Here is an 18997-nt window from a genome sequence, read left to right on the forward strand (position 1 = left end):
GGCATTGACGTCGAGTTTATCGAACCCGGCAAGCCGCAGCAAAATGGCTCGCATGAAAGGATGCATCGCACTTTGAAGCGAGAATTTCGCAAGGGCCGGGACATGCGCCAGCAGACACGGCTCATGCGCTCCTGGCGCAGGATTTACAACCATCGGCGCGGTCACGAGGCGCTTGGCATGGCCGTGCCCGCCAGCCGATACGTCAGATCAGTTCGGAGTTTTCCCCCTATCATCCCGGATTTTCAATATGATGAGGGCGAGGCTGTCAGGCGTGTCAAACGCAGCGGGGAAATCCTATGGGCCGGGAAAATGCGATACATCAACCAGGGGTTGCGCGGTTGCTCGGTGGGGCTGCTGGATGATCAAAACGGCGACTTGATTGTTTACGCAGGATCGGTCCTGCTGGGGCTTTTGAAAAGGGACGGCTCCGGGGGCCTGATCAGGCCCCCGGAGCCGAAACAGAAACGGTAAAAGTGTTACCTATGTTCCCGGGCAGAAGTGTTACCCATGTTCCTGGTTGCACAAAACCCTTTTCAAAGGGTTTCCTTCCCCTTCCCCCGGCCGCCGGAGGCAAAATACTTACTCTAATATCTCTTTCACGCGGCCGACCTGGCCGTCGGCGAGGCGTACCTTGATGCCGTGCGGGTGTGTGGGGGATTTGGTCAGCAGGGCGGCGACCACGCCTTCGGTGAGAGCGCCTGTACGCTGGTCTTTTTTGAGCACGATGCGGACCTTTTGGCCCGGCTTGATATCTTTGCGGTTTCTTCCGTCCATGGTGGTTCCTCGGTTTGGCGCTGTTCACGACATGATGCGGGGGCGGCGATGTGTCCGGCGCGGCGTAGCTTGGGCGAACGCGAAGAGCGGCGAGGGCCGCCCGGTGTGATAAAGGGGAGTTGGGCTACTGCCAGGAGCCTTTCTTGAAACTGAAAATCTGGCGGTTGGGGATCACGGTAACCGGTGTGAATTCGGCCGCACGGCAGGCGGCGGGAGAATCGCCCGAGGCTTCCATGACCAGTTCGCAGAAGCGCATGACGCCGACGAAGGGGACGGATTTGGAGGAGGACCGGCGTACATTGGTGACGATGGAGTCCATGTCGATGGCGTGGAAGCGGGCCAGATAGGAGCCGTCCGCCTGCTGCGTGATCTGCATCCGCGAGCGCGCCAGGCGGTGATTGCGGTCCAGAGACTTGGCCCGGGTACGGGCGAACTGGGTGAAGTCGGCTTTCTTGGTGGCCAGTCCCGTGTCCAGGAAGACCGGCATGTTTTCCGCGGTGACGGGGGTGGATGCGTCGCCCGGCGAAATTGAGGCGAGGTCCTGCGCCCAGGCGGGCTGGACGGAGGCCGCAAAAAAAGCCCCGGTCAGAAAAACGGCCAAGGAGGCATAAACGATAAATTTGTGCATGGCGTTGAATCCTTCCAACCAGAGCAAGGGGTTGGGCGGCGGTGCGCCGCCCAACCTATATTTGCTGTACCTCTATTTGGTCTGGATTTCAACCCTGCGGTTGAGCTTACGTCCTTCCTTCGTGGAATTGTCATACTTGGGAGCCATCTCGCCGTAGCCCTTGGCCTCCAGGCGGTCGGAAGCGATGCCGTTGTCGGTGAGCCACTTCATGACGGAGTTGGCGCGGCGTTCGGACAGACCCTGGTTGTAGGCCTCGGTGCCGGTGGCGTCGGTGTGACCGGAGATCTCGTAGGTGGCGGCGGAATCTTCTTCCAGGATCATCTTAGCCTGTTCCAGGACCGGGATCATCTCATCGGTGATCTGGTACTTGTCGAAGCCGAAGTTCAGGTTGAAGGTAACCACTTCCTTGGCCGGAGCCGGAGCCATGACGACCGGAGCCGGAGCCGGATCGGCGACTTCGGAGTAGAAGACGTCCTTGGCGTACTGGTTCAGCGCGGCGGCGTCGGCGAAGGTGGCGCCGTCGGCGGCCACGGAACAGGGGAAGGCGGCGCGGATGCCGTCAACAACGGCCTGGCCCTGGGCGGTCTCGGCGTAGCTGACAACGTGGACGCACAGGTTGTTGCCGTACTTGGCGTACATGTTCTTGGCGACCGCGATCGGGTCGGCGCCGTAGTTGGACTCGCCGTCGGTGAAGATTATCAGCGCGGTCTTGCCGGACATCTTGGCGAGAGTCGGGTTGATTTCGTCAAGGCCGACGCCCATGGGAGTCCGACGGTTGAAGATTGCATAGTCGGTGTTGATGGAGTCGATAGCCGCTGCGACAGTGGCTTCGGAGTAGGCCTTGGGCGGGCACTGAACCTGGAACGGCGCGAACAGGGCCACGGCCGAGTTGTAGTCCAGGGCCGGGATAGCGGCGTTCAGGGCCGCCATGTCGCTCTTCGCCTTTTCGTTTTTCTTCATGCCGTCGGCGTTTTTCATGGCCATGGAGCCGGACTGGTCGAGGAACAGTATGAAGTTATCGACTTTTTTGACCATCTTGGCGTTGGCCGTTGCGGCGAAGGCGAACGAGAACGTAAGCATCAATGCAAGGATCAACAAAAGGGGTTTTCTGGATTGTGTCATGATTCCACTCCTTTAGAGGTTGTTGGCACTTCCTGAATCAATATAACAGAAACCATTATTCTCATTATATACGCATAACGAAGGTAGGAGGCAAGTGGAGTGAAGCAGATTATAAATAGTATAAGGGCTGTCCTGTGGGAGGAGGATGGTCCTTGCGGTTGCGTCCTGGCCGTGAACACAGTATGTAAAGACGTTTACGCCTCTAGGCGTCATTGAGGCAGCAAGGAGTAGCCATGTATATTGTCACCGGCGGCGCGGGTTTCATCGGCAGCGCCATGGTCTGGAAGCTCAACACCATGGGCATCGACGACATCCTGGTGGTGGACAACCTGTCCACCAGCGAGAAGTGGAACAATCTCGTGGGCCTGAAATATCAGGACTACCTGCATCGCGATCAGTTCCTCAAGTTCATTCTGGAGGGCGAGGACCCGTTCAAGACCGAGGCGGTCATTCACATGGGCGCCTGTTCCTCCACCACCGAGCGCGACGCGGATTTCCTCATGGAGAACAACTACCGCTACACGCAGTATGTCTGCCGGTTCTGCATGGCCCATGACGCCCGGTTCATCAATGCTTCATCCGCGTCCACCTACGGCGACGGCGAATTCGGTTTCGACGACGACGAGGACGGCATCGACAGGCTGCGTCCCCTGAACATGTACGGCTATTCCAAGCAGCTCTTCGATCTGTGGGCCAAGGACGCGGGCATCCTCGACCGGATCGTCTGCCTCAAATTCTTCAACGTGTTCGGCCCCAACGAATATCATAAGGATGATATGCAGTCGGTCATCTGCAAGGCCCACGCCCAGATTCTGGAGACCGGCAAGCTCAAGCTCTTCAAGTCCTACCGGGACGAATATCCCGACGGCGGGCAGAAACGCGATTTCGTCTACATCAAGGATTGCGTGGACATCATGGCTTGGTTCCTGGAGAACCGCGACAAGGGCGGCATCTTCAACGTCGGGACGGGAACCGCCAGGACCTGGAACGACCTGGCGAATGCGGTGTTCGCCGCCATGAACCGCGAGCCGTCCATCGAGTATATCCCCATGCCCGAGGCCATTCGCGACAAGTATCAGTATTTCACTCAGGCGAACATGGACAAGCTCAAGGCCGCCGGGTGCACAGTTGAGATGACGAGTCTGGAGGATGGGGCCAGGGATTACGTCCGGAATTATCTGGACAAGGACGACCGGTACCTCAGGTCCAGGTAGCCGGGGGACTCCCTTTTGAAACTGAATCTTTCGCGTATATCGCTGGCCGCCGGGGTGCTCCTCGTCCTGTCGCTGTGCCTGCCGTGGACGATCATGGGCAAGTCTCCGGACCAGAACAGGGTCCGGAAGTACGTGCCTGACGCTCCCGCGCAGGCTCCCGCCGGCAACGAGTGGACCTTTTCCGCCGACCGGGTGTCGGGCGACCACACCAGCGAATACGTGGAGGCGTTCGGCAACGTTTCCCTGAGCCTGGGCGACGATCAGCTCCGCGCGGACTTCGCGCGCTACTACCAGTCCACCGGCTGGGTTTTTCTCAAAGGCAACATCCGTGCGCATTGGGGCGGCGATTTCCTTCAGGCCGAAGAAGGCGAGTTCGATCTGACCAACATGACCGGCTGGCTCAAGAACGGAAAGCTGTTCATGGCCAAGCCGCACGTTTACGTCGAGGCCGAGCGTGTGGGCAAGGCCGTGGGCGATTCCTATACCTTCAAGAACGCCAAGGTGACATCCTGCTCGGGCGAAAAACCCGCCTGGTCCGTGACCACCGAAGAGGGCGACGTGGCCCTGGACGGCCGCATCAAGCTGTACCGTTCGGCCTTCAGGATTAAGGATGTGCCGGTCTTCTACTGGCCGTATATGGTCCTGCCCGGACGGGGGGACCGCCAGTCCGGATTTCTCATGCCCTACCTGTCCAACTCGGACAAGCTGGGTATGCAGGTCAACCTGCCGTATTTCTGGGTCATCAACGACGAGATGGACGCCACTTTCTACCAGAATTTCATGAGCAAGCGCGGCTACATGCAGGGCGTCGAGTTCCGGCACACCGAGGACGCCTCGTCCAAGGGCATGTGGCGGGCGGATTTCATGAACGACAGCATCACCGCGGCGGAAGATGCGGAGGAGTGGGGGGATTACCGGGGCGACGGCTTGACCCGAAGGAACAGCGACCGCTGGTGGGTGCGCGGCAAATATGACGGTTGGCTGGGCAGTCCCCAGTGGAAGATCAAGTTCGATCTGGACGTGGTTTCGGACCAGAACTACCTGCGCGATTTCCAGGACGGGCCCAACGGATTCAACGATACCCGCGAGGAGTTCCTCGACGCTTTCGGCCGCGACATCGAGAACAAGGATTCTCTGCACCGGCTGAACAAGGCCTATGTCAGCCGCAGCTGGGACCGCTTCGGCGTGGTCGGGCTGGCACAGTACGACCAGAACCTGGCGTATCGGAACGGGAACAACCCGAGCAACCTGAATCCGACCACCCAAATCTTGCCCGAGCTGAACGCGTTCGCCTTCCAGCAGTCGCTGGGGGCCGGATTCGAGGGGGCGCTGGACGCCAAGTACGATTATTTCTATCGGGAATACGGGGATTCGGGCCACCGCATCAAGCTTTCTCCCGAACTCAAGTATCCCATGAAGAGCCGGTTTCTGACGGTCATTCCTTCGGTCTCTCTGGATCACACCGCCTACTCCCTGACTCACCGCGAGTCCGTGGGCGATCTGGAGGTCGTCGGCACCGGCGGCCGGAACGATGTCATCGACACCACCAAGATCAAGGACGGCTTCCAGACCAGGACCACGTGGACCGGCGGCTTCTCGGCCTTTTCCGAGATGACCCGCACCTTCGCCGTGGGCGAGGCCCCCAAGGCCGACCCCAGCCTGGCCGGGACGTCCAGCTGGACCCGGCTGAAGAATTCGATCATGCCCCGCGTGGATTACGTGTACACGTCCAACGTCACCGGCCAGGAGACGCTGCCCTATTTCGACGCCTACGACCGGCTGGAGGGCAAGAACGCGGTGACCTATTCCCTGACCAGCGTCCTCGACCGGCGTCGTGACAAGGTCGTCCTCTCGCCCGGCACGGACGGCGAGCCCGTCGCCAGGGTGGCCCGCGACTATCTCGACTTCCTGCTCTTCCGGGTGGAACAGTCCTACGACATCCGGGAGGCCCAGCGAAAAGACGAACTCGGCCGCTACGAGCGCAGGCCGTTCTCGGACATCATGGCCGAACTCAAGATCAAGCCCGTAAATTTCGTGGACTTCCTGACGCGTAACTGGTTCTCGCCCTACAAGGGGGACATGACGCAGAGCGAAAACTCTCTTCGCTTCTACAAGGACGGCCTGGGCGAGATCACCGTGGGTTACGACTTCCTGCAAAGCCTGGACGAGTACAAGCGCACCCGCGACGACTCCATGTCCATCCTCAGGTTGGGAGCCGAGTGGGAGATCAACGAGGCCCTGACTCTGGGTGCAAGATACCGCCACGACTTCGTGGATGAGCAGGACCTGGAGCGGACCCTGTACCTGGATTGGGCGGCCGAGTGCTACACCCTGCACTTCGTCTACACCCGGAAGTCCAGCGACAACCGCTTCGAAATCGGTTTCGACCTGTTGAACTTCTAAGCGCGGCCGCCTGTCCGGCGGGAACCGGGTTGCGTCTCCGGGCGCGATGGTTACATTAATGGGGATATGACCGCATTGCCTGAAATTCGCGTATTGCCTCCGGGGCTCAAGAACCAGATCGCCGCGGGCGAGGTGGTCGAACGTCCCGCCAGCGTCGTCAAGGAATTGGTGGAGAACGCCCTGGACGCCGGGGCTACCCGCGTTGACGTGACCGTCGAGCAGGGGGGGCGCTCCCTTATCGTGGTCCAGGACAACGGGGCGGGCATCCCGGCCGGTCAGCTCAACCTGGCCGTGACCCGGCACGCCACCAGCAAGATTCGCGACTTTCGTGACCTGTCCTCCATCGGCTCCTTCGGGTTCCGGGGCGAGGCCCTGCCCTCCATCGCGTCGGTCTCCCGTTTCGTCATGACCTCCCGAGCCGCCGGGGCCGCCGAAGCCGCCTTCATCGAGGTGCGCGCGGGCGAGGTGGCCGCCGAAGGACCGGCCGCGCTGGCCGCTGGAACCCGGGTGGAAGTCCGCGATCTGTTCGCCTCCACTCCGGCCCGGCTCAAGTTCCTCAAGACCGACTCCACCGAGAATCGGCGTTGCCAGGATGTGCTCATGCGCGCGTCCCTGGCCCACCTCGACACCGGCTTTTCCCTGACCGTGGGGGGACGTGAATTCTTCCGCCTGCCGCCCGGCCAGGCGCTGGCCGATCGCCTCGCCTCCTTCTGGCCCCCGTCCGTCTGCGAGAGCCTCAGTCCCTTCGATTGCGAGCGGGACGGCTTCCGCGCCCGCGGTGTTGCCGGTTCGCCCAACACGGCCCAGGGGCGCGGCGACCGGATTCTGCTCTATGTCAACGGCCGCCCGGTGCAGGACAAGCTCATGCTTTCGGCCGTGCGTCAGGCGTACAAGGGAATGCTCCTGTCTCGGGAATATCCGCAGATGGTCCTTTTCCTCGATCTGCCCCGCGACGAGGTGGACGTAAACGTACATCCGGCCAAGCTCGAAGTGCGTTTCATCGATGAGCGGCGCGTTTTCTCGGTCATCCGTTCGGGCGTGCTTCAGGCCTTGTCCGGCAGCGACGAGGAAGTCGCGTCCGGATTTCCCGTCCCGGAATCGCGTCCTGATCCGGCTGTTTTCTCCGGCTCGGGTTCCGTGTTCCGTGAGACCGGTCCTGCGGAACGTTCCGGCCCCGCTTACCGTTCCGACTCGTTCGAGGAAGCGAAATTTTCCACGTACAAGGCGTTCAAGGAGGACAGGGCGCGTTCCCTGGACCTTCCGGTGCCGCCTCCCGCGCCCTCCTTCTCGGCAGGACGGCAGGGCGGGGACGCCCCGCCCACGGCCCGCGAAGCCGGGACGGACGCCCTGCGGCCCGCATCCCTGGCTGCCGGCGGATACACCTATCTCGGCCAGATCGCCGACACCTACCTGGTCCTGCGCCGGGGGGCCGACATGTTTCTGGTCGATCAGCACGCGGCCCACGAGCGGGTTTTGCTCGCCTCCATGCGCGATCAGCGCAGGAAGGGCGACTCCCAGCCCCTGGCTCTGGCCCTGGAGTTGCCCCTGCATCCCAGTGAGGCCGAGGTCCTGGCCTCCCTGCGCGAGGATTTGCGCGCCATGGGGTTCGTCATCGAGATGGACGGCCCGGCCAAGGCTTTGGTCAGGGGAATTCCCCCGACCCTTGAAACCGGCGAGGCTCGGGAGTATCTCAGGGACGCCCTGGCGGAAAAAGCCAGGGGGCTGGACGACCTGTGGACCATGATGGCCTGCAAGACCGCCATCAAGGCCAATCAGCCGCTGGCCGTGGACGAGGCCCTGGCACTGCTGGAGACCTGGCTTGAGACGCCCGAGCGCGAGTTCTGCCCGCACGGCAGGCCCGTGGTCCTGCGCTGGACGCCTTCCGATCTCGAGAAACTGTTCAAGAGAAAGTGATGATCGACTACAATAAACTGCGCGTGCGCATCCATCTGGATAATCTTCGCCACAACTACCGCCTGTTCGCCGAAATCCACGACAACGTCATCCCGGTCATCAAGTCCGACGCCTACGGCCACGGGCTGGTCGAGGTGGCCCGAGCCCTGGAAAAGGACGGCGCCGCGACTTTCGCCGTGGGCTTCGTCCACGAAGCGGCCAAGCTGCGGGATTCGGGCTGCGGCAAACGCATCCTGGCCCTGCTCGGTCCGGTTTCCGACGAGGACATCCGCTCCCTGTGGAGCCACCGCATCTTGACGCCCATATCCCATTTCACTCAGCTTGGGCGGGTCCTGGCCGCGTCCGAGGAACTCGGTCCCCTGGAGATCGGGCTCAAGTTCGATACCGGTATGCGCCGCCTCGGCTTCCTCCCGGAGGAGGCGGGCGAGGTCGCGGCGCTGCTCAAGGGGAGCAGGGTGACGCCGGTCATGGCCACCTCCCACCTGGCCCGCGCCGACGAAGCAGGCCGCGAGCAGGATGTGGCCCTTCAGGCCCGGCGGTTCAGGGCCGCTCTGGACGGGCTGGCCGGGGCCGGATTCGAGGTGGAGGCCAACCTGGCCAACTCCGCGGGCGGCATGGTCCACGACATCTGCCGCCTGGACTCAATGCGTCTGGGCATCGGCCTGTATGGCTGCGACCCCCTGGAAGGGAGAGGCGGCGAGGCCCTGTCGGGCAAGCTCATGCCCGCCATGGAGGTTTCGGCTCCGGTCATGCAGGTCCACCCGCTGAAAAAGGGCGAATCCATCAGCTACGGCTGGACCTTCACCGCCGAACGCGACTCCATGGTGGCCATCGTCGGCGTGGGCTATGCCGACAACTACAGCCGCTCCCTGTCCAATCGCGGGGAAATGGTCATCCACGGCAGGCGCGTGCCCATCCGGGGCCGGGTTTGTATGCAGATGACCGCGGTTGACGTGACAGACCTTATGGGTGAAGGGAAGGACGTCCTGCCGGGCGACGAGGCGTGGCTTCTGGGCGGTCCCGGAGACAACCCCGTAACTCCCGAGGACCTGGCCGAGTGGAGTGGGACCATCACCTACGAAGCGTTCTGCCTGCTGGGGCAGAACCGGCGCGAATACGTTTAAGCATTTTTCGTGAACGAATAACTTGAGGCCGGACGCGCGCGGAGCGCCGCGGACGGTCGGGGAGCAATAATATGCCTGCTGTGCAAGACGATGAATGGGTTGTGGCCGAGAGCTATCCCGTCCGGGAAATGGAAGCCAACGGCGTGACCCCCGACTGGGTCGAAGGCAAGTGGCTGGATGTGGCCGAGGACATGGCCCTCATTCCCGAGAACAACGTGCGCCTCATCGTGGAAAACGGCGTTTGCCGGGTGGAGGTCTCCACCTACCTCATGGAGTGCGTGCGCGGCTTCTAGACGGCCTGAGGGCCAAAAAGATGGGAACTCCCCTTTAACTCCTGAAGAGGGAAGTCAGGCGTTGAAAGCCGCTTCGCGACAATAGTCGGGTGATTTCGCCTCCGGCGGGCAAGGGTTCGCACCCTTGCATCCCCTGTAAGCGCCTTTGGCGCGGGCTTTCACTCCGCGCGTCCTGCCGCGCAAGAGGGGAGTTAAAGAAAATATAGGTCTCCAAGATATTCCGGCCCGGATCGGCACGCGGAATTCCCGCGTTCCGGCCCGGGGCTTTTTGGGTCCGGCGTCGGTTGCCTCGGTGCGGCGGCGTCTGTCGTCCGGTCCGGCCCATTCTTTTTTGGGGCGGGTCAGATTTGTCTCCTGCCCATCGATTTCCCCGTCCTGCCGCGCGTGGCCGACGGGGCGTTTCCCGGGTGGAACGGCCCCCGCTGTCTCGCTGGATAATACCCGTTGATACAATGCCTTGAACGGTTTTTCAGCCTCCCGCAGGAGCGCTTTCCCGCGGCTTTATCCTTGATTTTTAGCGGCGTCTTTGTCACAGAACTGTAACAATGGAAAATATTACAATTCAGTTACGATTGTGTTACACAGCGCACGCGTTCGGCGAAAGAGGTACTTGATCTCGTCGATCAACATGTAACCGCCGAACGTGCGATCTAAGGACGGGCAATGAAACTGCGCTCTTTTCAAATGCGGATACTGCTGTGGACCTGGGGACTGCTCCTTATGGCCATGGCCGTGGTCTTTTTTTACTCCACGAGCATCGTGGGCGACGAGTTGGTCACCGAGGCGGAAATCCGTACGCGGCACCAGATCGAGGCCATCGAGTGGCTCATCCGCGACCACTCGTTGTTCGAATCCGAGCAGGATTTCGCCGAGTGGCTGGACGCGCTGGCCTTCAAGCTTAATTCCAGGATCACCTATATCGTGAACGGACGGGTGGTGGCCGATTCGGAGGTGCCTTACGCCGATCTCGGTTCACTGGACGACCACGGGCACCGTCCCGAGGTCCTGGCCGCCCTCAAGGAAGGCTGGGGGGTCAACGTCCGCCACTCCGACACCCTGAGCAAGGACATGCTCTATGTGGCCCGGAAGTTTTCCGGCCTCAGCTACATGGACGGGGGCATTCTGCGCATGGCCGTCCCGTTTTCCCACGTCAGTTCCCGCCTCGACCTGCTGCGCACCAATCTCATCTGGCTCTTCCTGGGCACCTTCGCATTGGCCGTCATCCTGAGCGTGGTCATGTCGCACAACATGGGCCGCGACATCCGGGCCTTTTCCGATCTGGCGAAGTCCATCGGGGAGGGCGACTACTCGAAGAGGGTGCGGGCCGTGCCCGGCGGCGAGTTCAAGCCGCTGGCCGAATCGATCAACGCCATGGCCCAATCCATCGAGCACAACATCGAGCTTATCCGGGACCAGAAGGGGCAGTTGCAGGCCGTGTTCGACGGAATGCGCGAGGGCGTGCTGACCGTGGACGCGCATGGCCGCATCGAGTCCTTCAACAATTCCCTGGACGAGATGTTCAACCTGCCTTCCTCCACCATCGGCCGGTCGCCCATCGAAGTCATCCGGCGCTATGAGATTCAGGACCTGGTGGAACACGTCATCGCCGACCCCGATGCCGGGCCGAGGTCCATCCAGATCGACATCATGGACACGCGCACCGTCGAGGTCACTGCGGAGCTGTTCCTGGACCAGAACGGGGTGCGCAAGGTCATCCTGGTTTTCTACGACATCACCGAAATGAAGCGCAGCGAAAAGGGGCTCAAGGACTTCGTGGCCAATGCCTCCCACCAGCTCCGCACCCCCCTTACCTCCATCAAGGGGTACACCGAAACGCTGCTGGACATGCCCCCGGACGATCCCGAATCCGCCCGCCGGTTCCTGGAGACCGTGCTCAAGAACGCGGATCATATGGACAAGGTCATTTCCAGTATGCTCGCGCTCGCCAAGTCCGAGCAGGCGGGCAAGCTTCTCAAAATGACGCCTCTTTCCGGGCGCGAGCATCTGTCCCGCGCCATCGACGACCTGGCCGTGTGGGCCTCGGAACGCGACATCACCTTCCGCACCCGCACTCCGGACGACGAGATGATGGTCATGGGTGAAACGGACGGGCTCCTGCACGTCTTTCACAATCTGCTCAACAATGCGGTCAAGTACAGCCCCGACGGCGGGGTCATTACGGTCAGCGCGGAAGATGACGGCGAGTCCATCGTTTTTTGCGTCGAGGATCAGGGGCCGGGCATCTCGCGCGAGCACTCCACCAAGGTGTTCGAGCGCTTCTACCGGGTGGACGAGAACACCATAGACGGGTCGGGCAGCGCCGGATTGGGGCTCGCCATATGCCGTCGCATCGTCAAGAACCTGGGCGGCGAGATCTGGCATGACGGCTACGGCGAGGATGTGCGCGGGGCGCGCTTCTGCTTTCGCCTGAACAAACCCGAGGAAACGGTCCTGTAGGCAACTTCTAACCAATTCCCTCGAAAGAGGGGCTATACGATGGATATTTACGATCTGTTCTTATACATGTCCGTGGGGGCCGGTTTCCTCATGGCCTTCAACCTCGGCGCGAACGACGTGGCCAACTCCATGGCCTCGGCGGTCGGGGCCAGGGCCATCACGGTCAAGCAGGCCGTGTTCATCGCGGGCATCCTCAACTTCGTGGGCGCGGTTTTTCTCGGCTCCCACGTCACCGCAACAATCAGCAAGGGGATCATCAACCCTGAGGTCATCGCGGACCCGAAGCTGATAATGATCGGCATGTTCGCCGCGCTCCTTGCGGCGGGCCTATGGGTCCTGGTGGCCACGTTGACCTCGCTGCCGGTATCGTCCACGCACTCCATCGTCGGTGCGATCATGGGCTTCGGGCTGGTGGCGGGCGGCCCGGACGTGGTCAACTGGCTGAAGATGGGCGGCATCGTCCTGTCGTGGGTTATCTCCCCGTTCTTTGCCGCAGGTATCGCCTACTTCATCTTCACGCACATACGACGATACATCCTTTTCCAGCATCACTTCATCCGCCAAGCAAAGAAATGGGCGCCCATCTGGGTGGCCATCACCCTCTCCATGATCTCCCTTTCCTTCCTGTACAAGACGCCGGTCGGCAAATCCCTGAACCTGCATTGGCTGGTATCGCTGAGCATAGCCGGAGTGCTGGCCCTGCTTGCCTGGATAGCGGCCCGGGTCTTCGTGGGCAAGATCGTCCTCGATGAGGAGGAAGGCGCTGAGGGCGTGGAGCGGGTTTTCCGCAAGATGCAGGTGGGCACTTCCTGCTACGTGGCTCTCTCCCAGGGGGCAAACGACGTGGCCAACGCCATCGGTCCGGTGGCCGCCATCTACCTCATCGCCAAGGAGCACGTGCTCCTTGCGCGGGCCGAGGTTCCGTGGCCCATGCTCGTTCTGGGAGGCCTGGGCATCGCGGTGGGCATCGCGTTGCTGGGCCATAAGGTCATGGCCACCGTGGGCGAGAAGATCACCACCCTGACCAACACCCGGGGATTCGCCGTCGACTTCGGCGCGGCCTCCACCGTGTTGATCGCCTCCAATCTCGGTCTGCCCGTATCCACCACCCATGCGGCTGTGGGCGGCGTGGTCGGCGTGGGATTGGCCCGCGGCTTCTCGGCCGTGGATTTCCGGGTGCTGTTGCGCATCGTCGCCTACTGGGTGGCCACAGTCCCGATCGCGGCCCTGACCAGTATAGTAATCTTTGTGCTGCTCAAATGGTTGTGTTACGGCTAGGTTACAAAAAATTGAAACAATCCTTTTCAGAAGAGGTCGCCATATGACATTGAGAATCCCCTTCTTCGGCCTGCTCGGTAAGCGTTCCCCCATGGAAGGGCTGGTCGAGCATTACGACAAGATCGCCGAGTGCATTTCCGCCATCGACGAATCCCTTGAGTGCTATGTTTCCGGCGGTGTGTGCCGTGAATTCAAGGAGCTGAACAAGACCGTGGACGAGATCGAGAACCACGCCGACTCGATCAAGCGGAACATCCGCAACCACCTGCCGCAGGGCTTGTTCATGGCTGTCGAGAAGCATCTGTTTCTGTCCTACACCAAGAGTCAGGACAACATCCTCGACGCGGCCCAGGACGCCCTGCATTGGTTGGCCATCCGGCCGGTCATCATCCCCGAGGAGATTCAGAAGGACGTGATCTACCTTCTGGATTCCGTTGCGAAGTGCACGGCGCTTCTCGGACCCGCGCTCAAGTCCACCATCGCGTTGCTCAACGGCGAGTCCCTGGATCGGGAGGGCACCAAGGAGTGCTATCGCCGGGTACGCCGGGAGCGCGACGAAGTCCGTCGCCGCAAGAATGACCTGGAGAAAAAGATTTTCGATCAGGAAATCGATTTCAAGGAAATCTACCAGCTCATCCACTTCGTGGACTGCCTCGACAACATGGGGCACAACACGGAGAACTGCGCCGAGCTGCTGCGTTCCATGATCGCCCGATAGCCCGGCGGCGACGGCCGCATCCGCCATACGCCAAAAGAAGAGGCCCGACGTCATGCGCCGGGCCTCTTTTCGTTTTTGCGGGCTACCGTTTGACCTGCCTGACCGTCACTTCCACGGCCTTGTCCTTGGGCCAGGGCGGGGAATCGAGCCGCACGTTTCCGGCAAAGAGGACCTGCCCCTTGAATTCGATGCGGGTCGAAACCGCGTAACGCAGCGTCCCGACAATCCGCGACGGATCATATCCCAGGACTATCCTGAAAGGCGGCGCGGCCTTGACCGGCAGGAAGGCGTCGGCAACGACCTTGTCTTTCGGATCGAGGCGCGAAAGGTTCTCCAATTCCACGAACAATGCGCAGCCCGGAGGCAGGAGCAACCGCTCAGGATAGGTTACCGATACCTTCATGGTTGCGGTGGAACGGGCTCCGGCGGGCGATTCGGCCTTGCCGGACATGGAGGCGCATCCGCCAAAGGCGGCGAAGAGCATGAGCGCGGCCGCAATGGCCGGGGCGAAGAAAGAAAATCGGCGATGCATGGGAAGCTCCATATTTTCCCCATGCTACGCAATTCCGTCATCGCGCGCCAGTGCCCGGGTGAATGTGGTCCTGTTTGGAAAAAATGCAGAAAGTGCTTGAAAATGAAAATCGATTTCAATATAAGTCCATCCATGTCAGCCATCCAGACAACGGGAACCGTTTCGGTTCATGACGATTCCTTCTTCTTTCGGGAACGATGTATCGGCCGGTCCGCCACGGGCGCGGCCGGATAACCCAATCCCAAGGAGAAGTCGTATGAGCTCGTTGAAGAAACTTGGTATGCTCAATCGTGAAGGAATGCGGGCCTGCAACGAAGGCCGTCCCGGCGACGCCCTGTTTCAGTTGACCCAGGCCGACAGCCTGGCCCGGTCCCTCAACTCGCCCCTGCACGAAGCCAAGGTGCGCAACAACATGGGCCTGGTCTATCAGGTGTCTGGCAAATACGAAGAGGCGCGCGTCAGCTATCGCATCGCGGCCAGCCGCGCCGTGGAGGGCGGAGCCGAAGGAACCGGCCTGCACCGGGTCATCATGACCAATCTGGGTTCCCTTCCCGCCGCCAGAAGCAGGGCCGTTTAGTCATGGACGCATTTCAAATGGCTCCGGCGCCGACCGTATCGGTGCCGGAGCCGTCCTTGAAGCCTCTGGATTCGAGCGATTTTCTTCCCACGACCCTGCATCAGTTCGCCCTGTCCCTGGGCAACGCCATTGACGCCAAGGACCCGCATACTTCGATGCATTCCGACGAGGTGGCCGAAGTCTCCTGGGTATTGGCCCTGACCATGGGAATCCCTCCGACCAAGGCCGCCGCCATCCATGTGGCCGGGCATCTGCACGACATCGGAAAAATCGGCGTCCCGGATTCGGTCCTCAGGAAGGAATACCCGCTCACTACGGCAGAATGGCAGGCCGTGCGGCATCATCCCGAAGCGGGAGCCGCCATTCTCGAACCCGTGGCCGCCCTCAACCGTCTCGGCGTGGTGGATATGGTTCTGCATCACCACGAGCGTTGGGACGGCAAAGGATACCCCCACAGGCTCCAGGGCACGGCCATCCCGCTTGGCGCACGCATCATCAGCGTGGCCGATTCTCTTTCCGCCATGCTCCAGAACAGGCCCTACCGGCCCGCGTTGACCATGGACAATGCGTGCCGCGAAATCTATCGGTGCGCCGGAACGCAGTTCGATCCCCGGGTGGTGGACGCCTTTCGTCTCGCCTCGGGCAAAATTTTCAAACTTCTCCCCACCATATCCACCCACGACTGAAATTCTTGACGGCAGGCCGAGCCGATTGCGCTTTGTCGTCGGCAGGCAGCCGGGGCGCTGCCCCGGACCCCGCCAGGGAACCTTTTGAAAAAGGTTCCCTGGACCCTCCAAAACTTTTTGTGTCGCCTTCGGCGAAAGGGCTCATTAAACTATTTATTAAATGAAGCTGAAGTTTCGACTCCCGCCCTCAAACAAAGTCTCAGAGCATCCCGCGAAGCGGAGCCAGAAAGTTTGGGAAAAGAAGGGGATGGGGGTCCGGGGGAAGGGGAGGAAAGAACCCTTTTCAAAGGGTTTTTCCTCCCCTTCCCCCGGCCGCCGGAGGCGCATCAACAAGAAAAGGCGGACGCGCATTGCGCGTCCGCCTTTCTTGTTGATGAAGCGACAGCCGACTACGCCTTGGGCGGGTCGGGGAGAGCGAGGACGGGGGCAATGATCTTTTCCATGGCCTTGCCGGTCGCGGTATCGCGGTGGACTTTCATGAAGGGGTAGCCTTCGTCACCGGAGTCTGCCACGGCCGGATCGAGGGGGATGCGGCCGAGGAATTGGACGCCCGATTCCTTGGCGAGGGCTTCGCCGCCGCCGGATTTGAAGATGTCGTGGACCTTGCCGCAATCGGGGCAGGCGAAACCGGACATGTTCTCGACGATGCCGAGCACGCGGTTGCCCACTTCGCCGACGAAGGACACGGACCGGCGGACGTCGTCGATGGCCACGCCCTGGGGGGTGGTGACGATGACGGCCATGGCGGTGGGTCCGAGGGTTTGCAGGGTGGACAGGGGCTCGTCACCGGTTCCCGGAGGGCAATCGACGATGAGGTAGTCCAGATCGCCCCACATGACGTCTTCGACGAACTGCTTGATGAGGCCGATCTTGACCGGACCGCGCCAGATGACGGCCTGGCGGTCGTCCTGGAGCAGGAAGCCGAGGGACATGACCGACAGGTTCTTGCTCCAAGGCACGGGTTCCATGACATCGGCGCCGATATGGGGCTGCTGGCCCTTGAGGGAGAGCAGGCGAGGCACGCTCGGTCCGTGCACGTCCACGTCGAGCAGGCCGACCTTCTTGCCGGCCAGAGACAGGGCCACGGCGATGTTGGCGGCCACGGTGGATTTGCCCACGCCGCCCTTGCCGGACATGACCACGATCTTGTGCTTGATGCGGCTCAGGGTCTTTTGCAGTTTCTGGTCCTCGGGCTTGTCGCAGCCCGTGGTGCTGGTACAGGTTCCGTCAGGCGAGGCGGAGGAACATCCTTCACAACCACTCATACTATTCTCCTGAAAAACGGCGACCCGAAGCCGCCTTAGAGGTACATGCAGGTCCCGAACCGGCGAACGGTCGCGGCCGGGTCACAGAGAGATAACCATGGCCTGAAAAAAGTCAAACCGCCGCTCCGGGCATGGTCAATTCGGCCAGTCCGTCGTGGAGATAACCTTCGAGCACTTGGTTTTCGGTGCCGGTAAGCCAGGGGATGACCGTGATTCCGGCCCGCTCCAGGGCGTGCCGGGTCCGGTTGCGGATGGCCCCGCACAAAAAAATGGTTACCCCGCAGGCCAATATGGCGGATGTCCTGTCCATAGGGTCCTTTGAGGGAAGGGATAGGAGGCCTGCGGGGTAAAATTTATCGTCACGTATTTCAAACAGCTTGTATCCGTCCGCGTTCTCGCACACGGAGGCCAGTCGGTCCTGGTAGCACGCCAGGCAGATCAGCTTGGCGGAATCCGTCTTCATCGTCTCTCTCCAAAAGTCCGGCAGGACCCGAACCAGTTGTTTTCCAATGAGCATGGATTGTGCCAAATAAAAATAGTAATAAATTCAGTATCTTGATTTTTCATAGGGTTGCGAAGAGGGCGAATTAATCGCCTGAAATGAAGAGTAATGACGAATTATTCGCCCGGATCGGGAGCGGTTAAAAGGCGGCGCAGCGTGTCCTTGGTGATGCCGAGTTCGCGGCAGGCGGCCATGCGTTTGCCGTTGTTGCGTCGGACGGCTTCCATGGCGGCGCGGCGTTTGATGGCGTCCATGGTCCCGGACAGTCCGTCGGGCGCGTCGCCTCGGGGCTTTGCGGGGTGGAGGTATTCCGGCAGGTGCTCCACCTGGATGAACCCGTCCGGGCAGAGGATGAAGGCGTATTCGAGGATGTTTTCAAGTTCGCGCACGTTGCCCGGGTAGTCGTGGCGCATGAGCACATGCATGGCGTCCTCGCTGACGCCCCGGATGGCCTTGTTGCGCAGCCCGTTGAACTCGGCGAGGAAGTGGTCGATGAGCAGGGGCAGGTCTTCCTGGCGTGCGGTCAGCGGGGGCAGGGTCAGGGTGACGACGTTGAGCCGGTAGAAGAGGTCCTGGCGGAATGTCCCTTCGGCCACGGCGTCTTCGAGATTGCGGTTGGTTGCGGCCACCACGCGCACGTCGGCGTGTTCAGGCGTGACGCCGCCCAGGGGCTCGAAGGTCTTTTCCTGGAGGAAACGCAGCAGCTTGACCTGGAGGTTCTGGGGCATGTCGCCGATCTCGTCCAGGAAGACCGTGCCGCCGTCGGCCAGCTCGAATCTGCCCGGTTTGTCCGTGCGCGCGTCGGTGAAGGCCCCGGCCTTGTAGCCGAACAGCTCCGACTCCAGCAGGGTGTCGGGCAGCGCGCCGCAGTTCACGGCGACGAAAGGCCCGTCCTTGCGCGGACTCAGGGAATGGATGGCCCGGGCGAACAGTTCCTTGCCGGTGCCGCTTTGGCCCAGCAGCAAGGTGGTGGCTTCGGACCGGCTGATCTGCGGCAGGATGCGGAAAATTTTTTCCAGGGCCTGGCTGCGGCCCACGATGTTCTCGAATCGGTAGATGTCCTTGGCCTGTTGCCGCGCCACGTGGATGTCGGTCAGGTCTCGGAAGGTCTCCACCCCGCCGATCACGTTCCCGTCGTTGTCCTTCAGCGGCGAGGCCGAGATGGCGATGGGCAGGGTCGTGCCGTCGGAGCGGATGATGAAGATGGATTTGTTGACGATGCGCCCGCCCTTGCGGATGCAGGACTTGAGCGCGCACTGGCCGTCGCACAGGGAGGAGCGGAACACGTCCCAGCACTTGCGCCCCAGGGCGTCCTCGCCGGAGATGCCGGTGATCCGTTGCGCGGACTCGTTGAAATAGGTCACGTTCCAGTCCGCGTCCACGGTGAATAATCCGTCGGCGATGGAAGCGAACACGGCTTCAAGGGGGAGGTCTTTGGGAAACGACATGGGAAGATTCTACATCCGCCCGCTCGCCTTGCCAAGGGGCTATGGGCGAAAAATTCGCCCAC

The 18997-nt window shown here is 61.4% G+C and carries 18 protein-coding genes; 11 read left to right on the forward strand and 7 right to left on the reverse strand.

The annotated features are described in order from the left end of the window. Positions 1-471, forward strand: a 471-nt coding sequence (locus PSN43_RS02815) for an integrase core domain-containing protein (RefSeq protein ID WP_272699205.1), incomplete at its 5' end; no start/stop codon positions are given. 108 nt (positions 472-579) lie between these two features. Here the strand turns inward: PSN43_RS02815 and PSN43_RS02820 are convergent. The 3 genes from PSN43_RS02820 to PSN43_RS02830 form a co-directional block, all read right to left on the reverse strand. Further along, the gene (locus PSN43_RS02820) at positions 580-774 is read right to left on the reverse strand and encodes a YwbE family protein (RefSeq protein ID WP_272699206.1); all 195 of its coding nucleotides are present in this window, start codon (positions 772-774) and stop codon (positions 580-582) included. A gap of 124 nt (positions 775-898) precedes the next feature. Next, complete coding sequence (locus PSN43_RS02825; protein ID WP_272699207.1) at positions 899-1402, reverse strand: hypothetical protein; 504 nt, start codon at positions 1400-1402, stop codon at positions 899-901. Positions 1403-1474: 72 nt separating this feature from the next. Next, positions 1475-2524, reverse strand: coding sequence for an OmpA family protein (locus tag PSN43_RS02830; RefSeq protein ID WP_272699208.1), 1050 nt, complete (start codon positions 2522-2524; stop codon positions 1475-1477). 233 nt (positions 2525-2757) lie between these two features. Between PSN43_RS02830 and rfaD the strand changes: the two genes are divergently transcribed. The 8 genes from rfaD to PSN43_RS02870 all read left to right on the forward strand — a co-directional run bounded on the left by rfaD (position 2758) and on the right by PSN43_RS02870 (position 13925). Further along, positions 2758-3738: an ADP-glyceromanno-heptose 6-epimerase gene (gene rfaD, locus PSN43_RS02835; RefSeq protein ID WP_272699209.1), complete on the forward strand. Its 981-nt coding sequence runs from the start codon at positions 2758-2760 to the stop codon at positions 3736-3738. Positions 3739-3753: 15 nt separating this feature from the next. Next, positions 3754-6141, forward strand: a complete 2388-nt coding sequence (locus tag PSN43_RS02840) for an LPS-assembly protein LptD (protein ID WP_272699210.1) — start codon at positions 3754-3756, stop codon at positions 6139-6141. 66 nt (positions 6142-6207) lie between these two features. Next, positions 6208-8055 carry a DNA mismatch repair endonuclease MutL gene (mutL, locus tag PSN43_RS02845; RefSeq protein ID WP_272699211.1) on the forward strand — a complete coding sequence of 616 codons (1848 nt, stop codon included), beginning with the start codon at positions 6208-6210 and terminating at the stop codon, positions 8053-8055. Further along, positions 8055-9179, forward strand: coding sequence for an alanine racemase (gene alr / locus PSN43_RS02850; RefSeq protein ID WP_272699212.1), 1125 nt, complete (start codon positions 8055-8057; stop codon positions 9177-9179). The genes mutL and alr overlap by 1 nt, the downstream gene beginning before the upstream one ends. A gap of 71 nt (positions 9180-9250) precedes the next feature. Continuing rightward, positions 9251-9472, forward strand: a complete 222-nt coding sequence (locus PSN43_RS02855; protein ID WP_272699213.1) for a hypothetical protein — start codon at positions 9251-9253, stop codon at positions 9470-9472. A gap of 684 nt (positions 9473-10156) precedes the next feature. After that, a complete protein-coding gene (locus PSN43_RS02860; RefSeq protein ID WP_272699214.1) occupies positions 10157-11929 on the forward strand; it encodes a HAMP domain-containing sensor histidine kinase in 1773 nt (590 codons plus the stop codon). Positions 11930-11968: 39 nt separating this feature from the next. After that, positions 11969-13207, forward strand: coding sequence for an inorganic phosphate transporter (locus tag PSN43_RS02865; RefSeq protein WP_272699215.1), 1239 nt, complete (start codon positions 11969-11971; stop codon positions 13205-13207). A 43-nt stretch (positions 13208-13250) separates the two neighbouring features. Next, the gene (locus PSN43_RS02870) at positions 13251-13925 is read left to right on the forward strand and encodes a DUF47 domain-containing protein (protein ID WP_272699216.1); all 675 of its coding nucleotides are present in this window, start codon (positions 13251-13253) and stop codon (positions 13923-13925) included. Between the two features lie 82 nt (positions 13926-14007). Here the strand turns inward: PSN43_RS02870 and PSN43_RS02875 are convergent, their stop codons facing one another. After that, positions 14008-14457, reverse strand: coding sequence for a YbaY family lipoprotein (locus PSN43_RS02875; protein WP_272699217.1), 450 nt, complete (start codon positions 14455-14457; stop codon positions 14008-14010). A gap of 256 nt (positions 14458-14713) precedes the next feature. Between PSN43_RS02875 and PSN43_RS02880 the strand changes: the two genes are divergently transcribed. Further along, a complete protein-coding gene (locus PSN43_RS02880; protein WP_272699218.1) occupies positions 14714-15034 on the forward strand; it encodes a tetratricopeptide repeat protein in 321 nt (106 codons plus the stop codon). Positions 15035-15036: 2 nt separating this feature from the next. After that, positions 15037-15720, forward strand: a complete 684-nt coding sequence (locus tag PSN43_RS02885) for an HD-GYP domain-containing protein (protein ID WP_272699219.1) — start codon at positions 15037-15039, stop codon at positions 15718-15720. Positions 15721-16109: 389 nt separating this feature from the next. Here PSN43_RS02885 and PSN43_RS02890 read toward each other — a convergent pair whose 3' ends face one another. The 3 genes from PSN43_RS02890 to PSN43_RS02900 form a co-directional block, all read right to left on the reverse strand. Further along, on the reverse strand, positions 16110-16985 hold the full coding sequence (locus tag PSN43_RS02890; RefSeq protein ID WP_272699220.1) for an Mrp/NBP35 family ATP-binding protein: 876 nt from the start codon (positions 16983-16985) through the stop codon (positions 16110-16112). Positions 16986-17097: 112 nt separating this feature from the next. Continuing rightward, on the reverse strand, positions 17098-17448 hold the full coding sequence (locus PSN43_RS02895) for a NifB/NifX family molybdenum-iron cluster-binding protein (protein ID WP_272699221.1): 351 nt from the start codon (positions 17446-17448) through the stop codon (positions 17098-17100). A gap of 155 nt (positions 17449-17603) precedes the next feature. Continuing rightward, complete coding sequence (locus PSN43_RS02900; protein ID WP_272699222.1) at positions 17604-18935, reverse strand: sigma-54 interaction domain-containing protein; 1332 nt, start codon at positions 18933-18935, stop codon at positions 17604-17606. Positions 18936-18997 lie beyond the last annotated feature (62 nt).

Origin of the sequence: Desulfovibrio sp. Fe33 (assembly GCF_028532725.1) — a bacterium.
GTDB lineage: Bacteria > Desulfobacterota > Desulfovibrionia > Desulfovibrionales > Desulfovibrionaceae > Pseudodesulfovibrio.

What these genes read in the sequence shown, in the direction of transcription:
- PSN43_RS02900 (WP_272699222.1), bottom strand. Translation starts at nt 18,935, where the DNA reads ATGTCGTTTCCCAAAGACCTCCCCCTTGAAGCCGTGTTCGCTTCCATC.
- PSN43_RS02875 (WP_272699217.1), bottom strand. Translation starts at nt 14,457, where the DNA reads ATGCATCGCCGATTTTCTTTCTTCGCCCCGGCCATTGCGGCCGCGCTC.
- PSN43_RS02855 (WP_272699213.1), top strand. Translation starts at nt 9,251, where the DNA reads ATGCCTGCTGTGCAAGACGATGAATGGGTTGTGGCCGAGAGCTATCCC.
- PSN43_RS02895 (WP_272699221.1), bottom strand. Translation starts at nt 17,448, where the DNA reads ATGAAGACGGATTCCGCCAAGCTGATCTGCCTGGCGTGCTACCAGGAC.
- PSN43_RS02880 (WP_272699218.1), top strand. Translation starts at nt 14,714, where the DNA reads ATGAGCTCGTTGAAGAAACTTGGTATGCTCAATCGTGAAGGAATGCGG.
- mutL (WP_272699211.1), top strand. Translation starts at nt 6,208, where the DNA reads ATGACCGCATTGCCTGAAATTCGCGTATTGCCTCCGGGGCTCAAGAAC.
- PSN43_RS02825 (WP_272699207.1), bottom strand. Translation starts at nt 1,402, where the DNA reads ATGCACAAATTTATCGTTTATGCCTCCTTGGCCGTTTTTCTGACCGGG.
- PSN43_RS02870 (WP_272699216.1), top strand. Translation starts at nt 13,251, where the DNA reads ATGACATTGAGAATCCCCTTCTTCGGCCTGCTCGGTAAGCGTTCCCCC.
- PSN43_RS02860 (WP_272699214.1), top strand. Translation starts at nt 10,157, where the DNA reads ATGCGGATACTGCTGTGGACCTGGGGACTGCTCCTTATGGCCATGGCC.
- PSN43_RS02865 (WP_272699215.1), top strand. Translation starts at nt 11,969, where the DNA reads ATGGATATTTACGATCTGTTCTTATACATGTCCGTGGGGGCCGGTTTC.
- alr (WP_272699212.1), top strand. Translation starts at nt 8,055, where the DNA reads ATGATCGACTACAATAAACTGCGCGTGCGCATCCATCTGGATAATCTT.
- PSN43_RS02890 (WP_272699220.1), bottom strand. Translation starts at nt 16,985, where the DNA reads ATGAGTGGTTGTGAAGGATGTTCCTCCGCCTCGCCTGACGGAACCTGT.
- PSN43_RS02830 (WP_272699208.1), bottom strand. Translation starts at nt 2,524, where the DNA reads ATGACACAATCCAGAAAACCCCTTTTGTTGATCCTTGCATTGATGCTT.
- PSN43_RS02885 (WP_272699219.1), top strand. Translation starts at nt 15,037, where the DNA reads ATGGACGCATTTCAAATGGCTCCGGCGCCGACCGTATCGGTGCCGGAG.
- rfaD (WP_272699209.1), top strand. Translation starts at nt 2,758, where the DNA reads ATGTATATTGTCACCGGCGGCGCGGGTTTCATCGGCAGCGCCATGGTC.
- PSN43_RS02820 (WP_272699206.1), bottom strand. Translation starts at nt 774, where the DNA reads ATGGACGGAAGAAACCGCAAAGATATCAAGCCGGGCCAAAAGGTCCGC.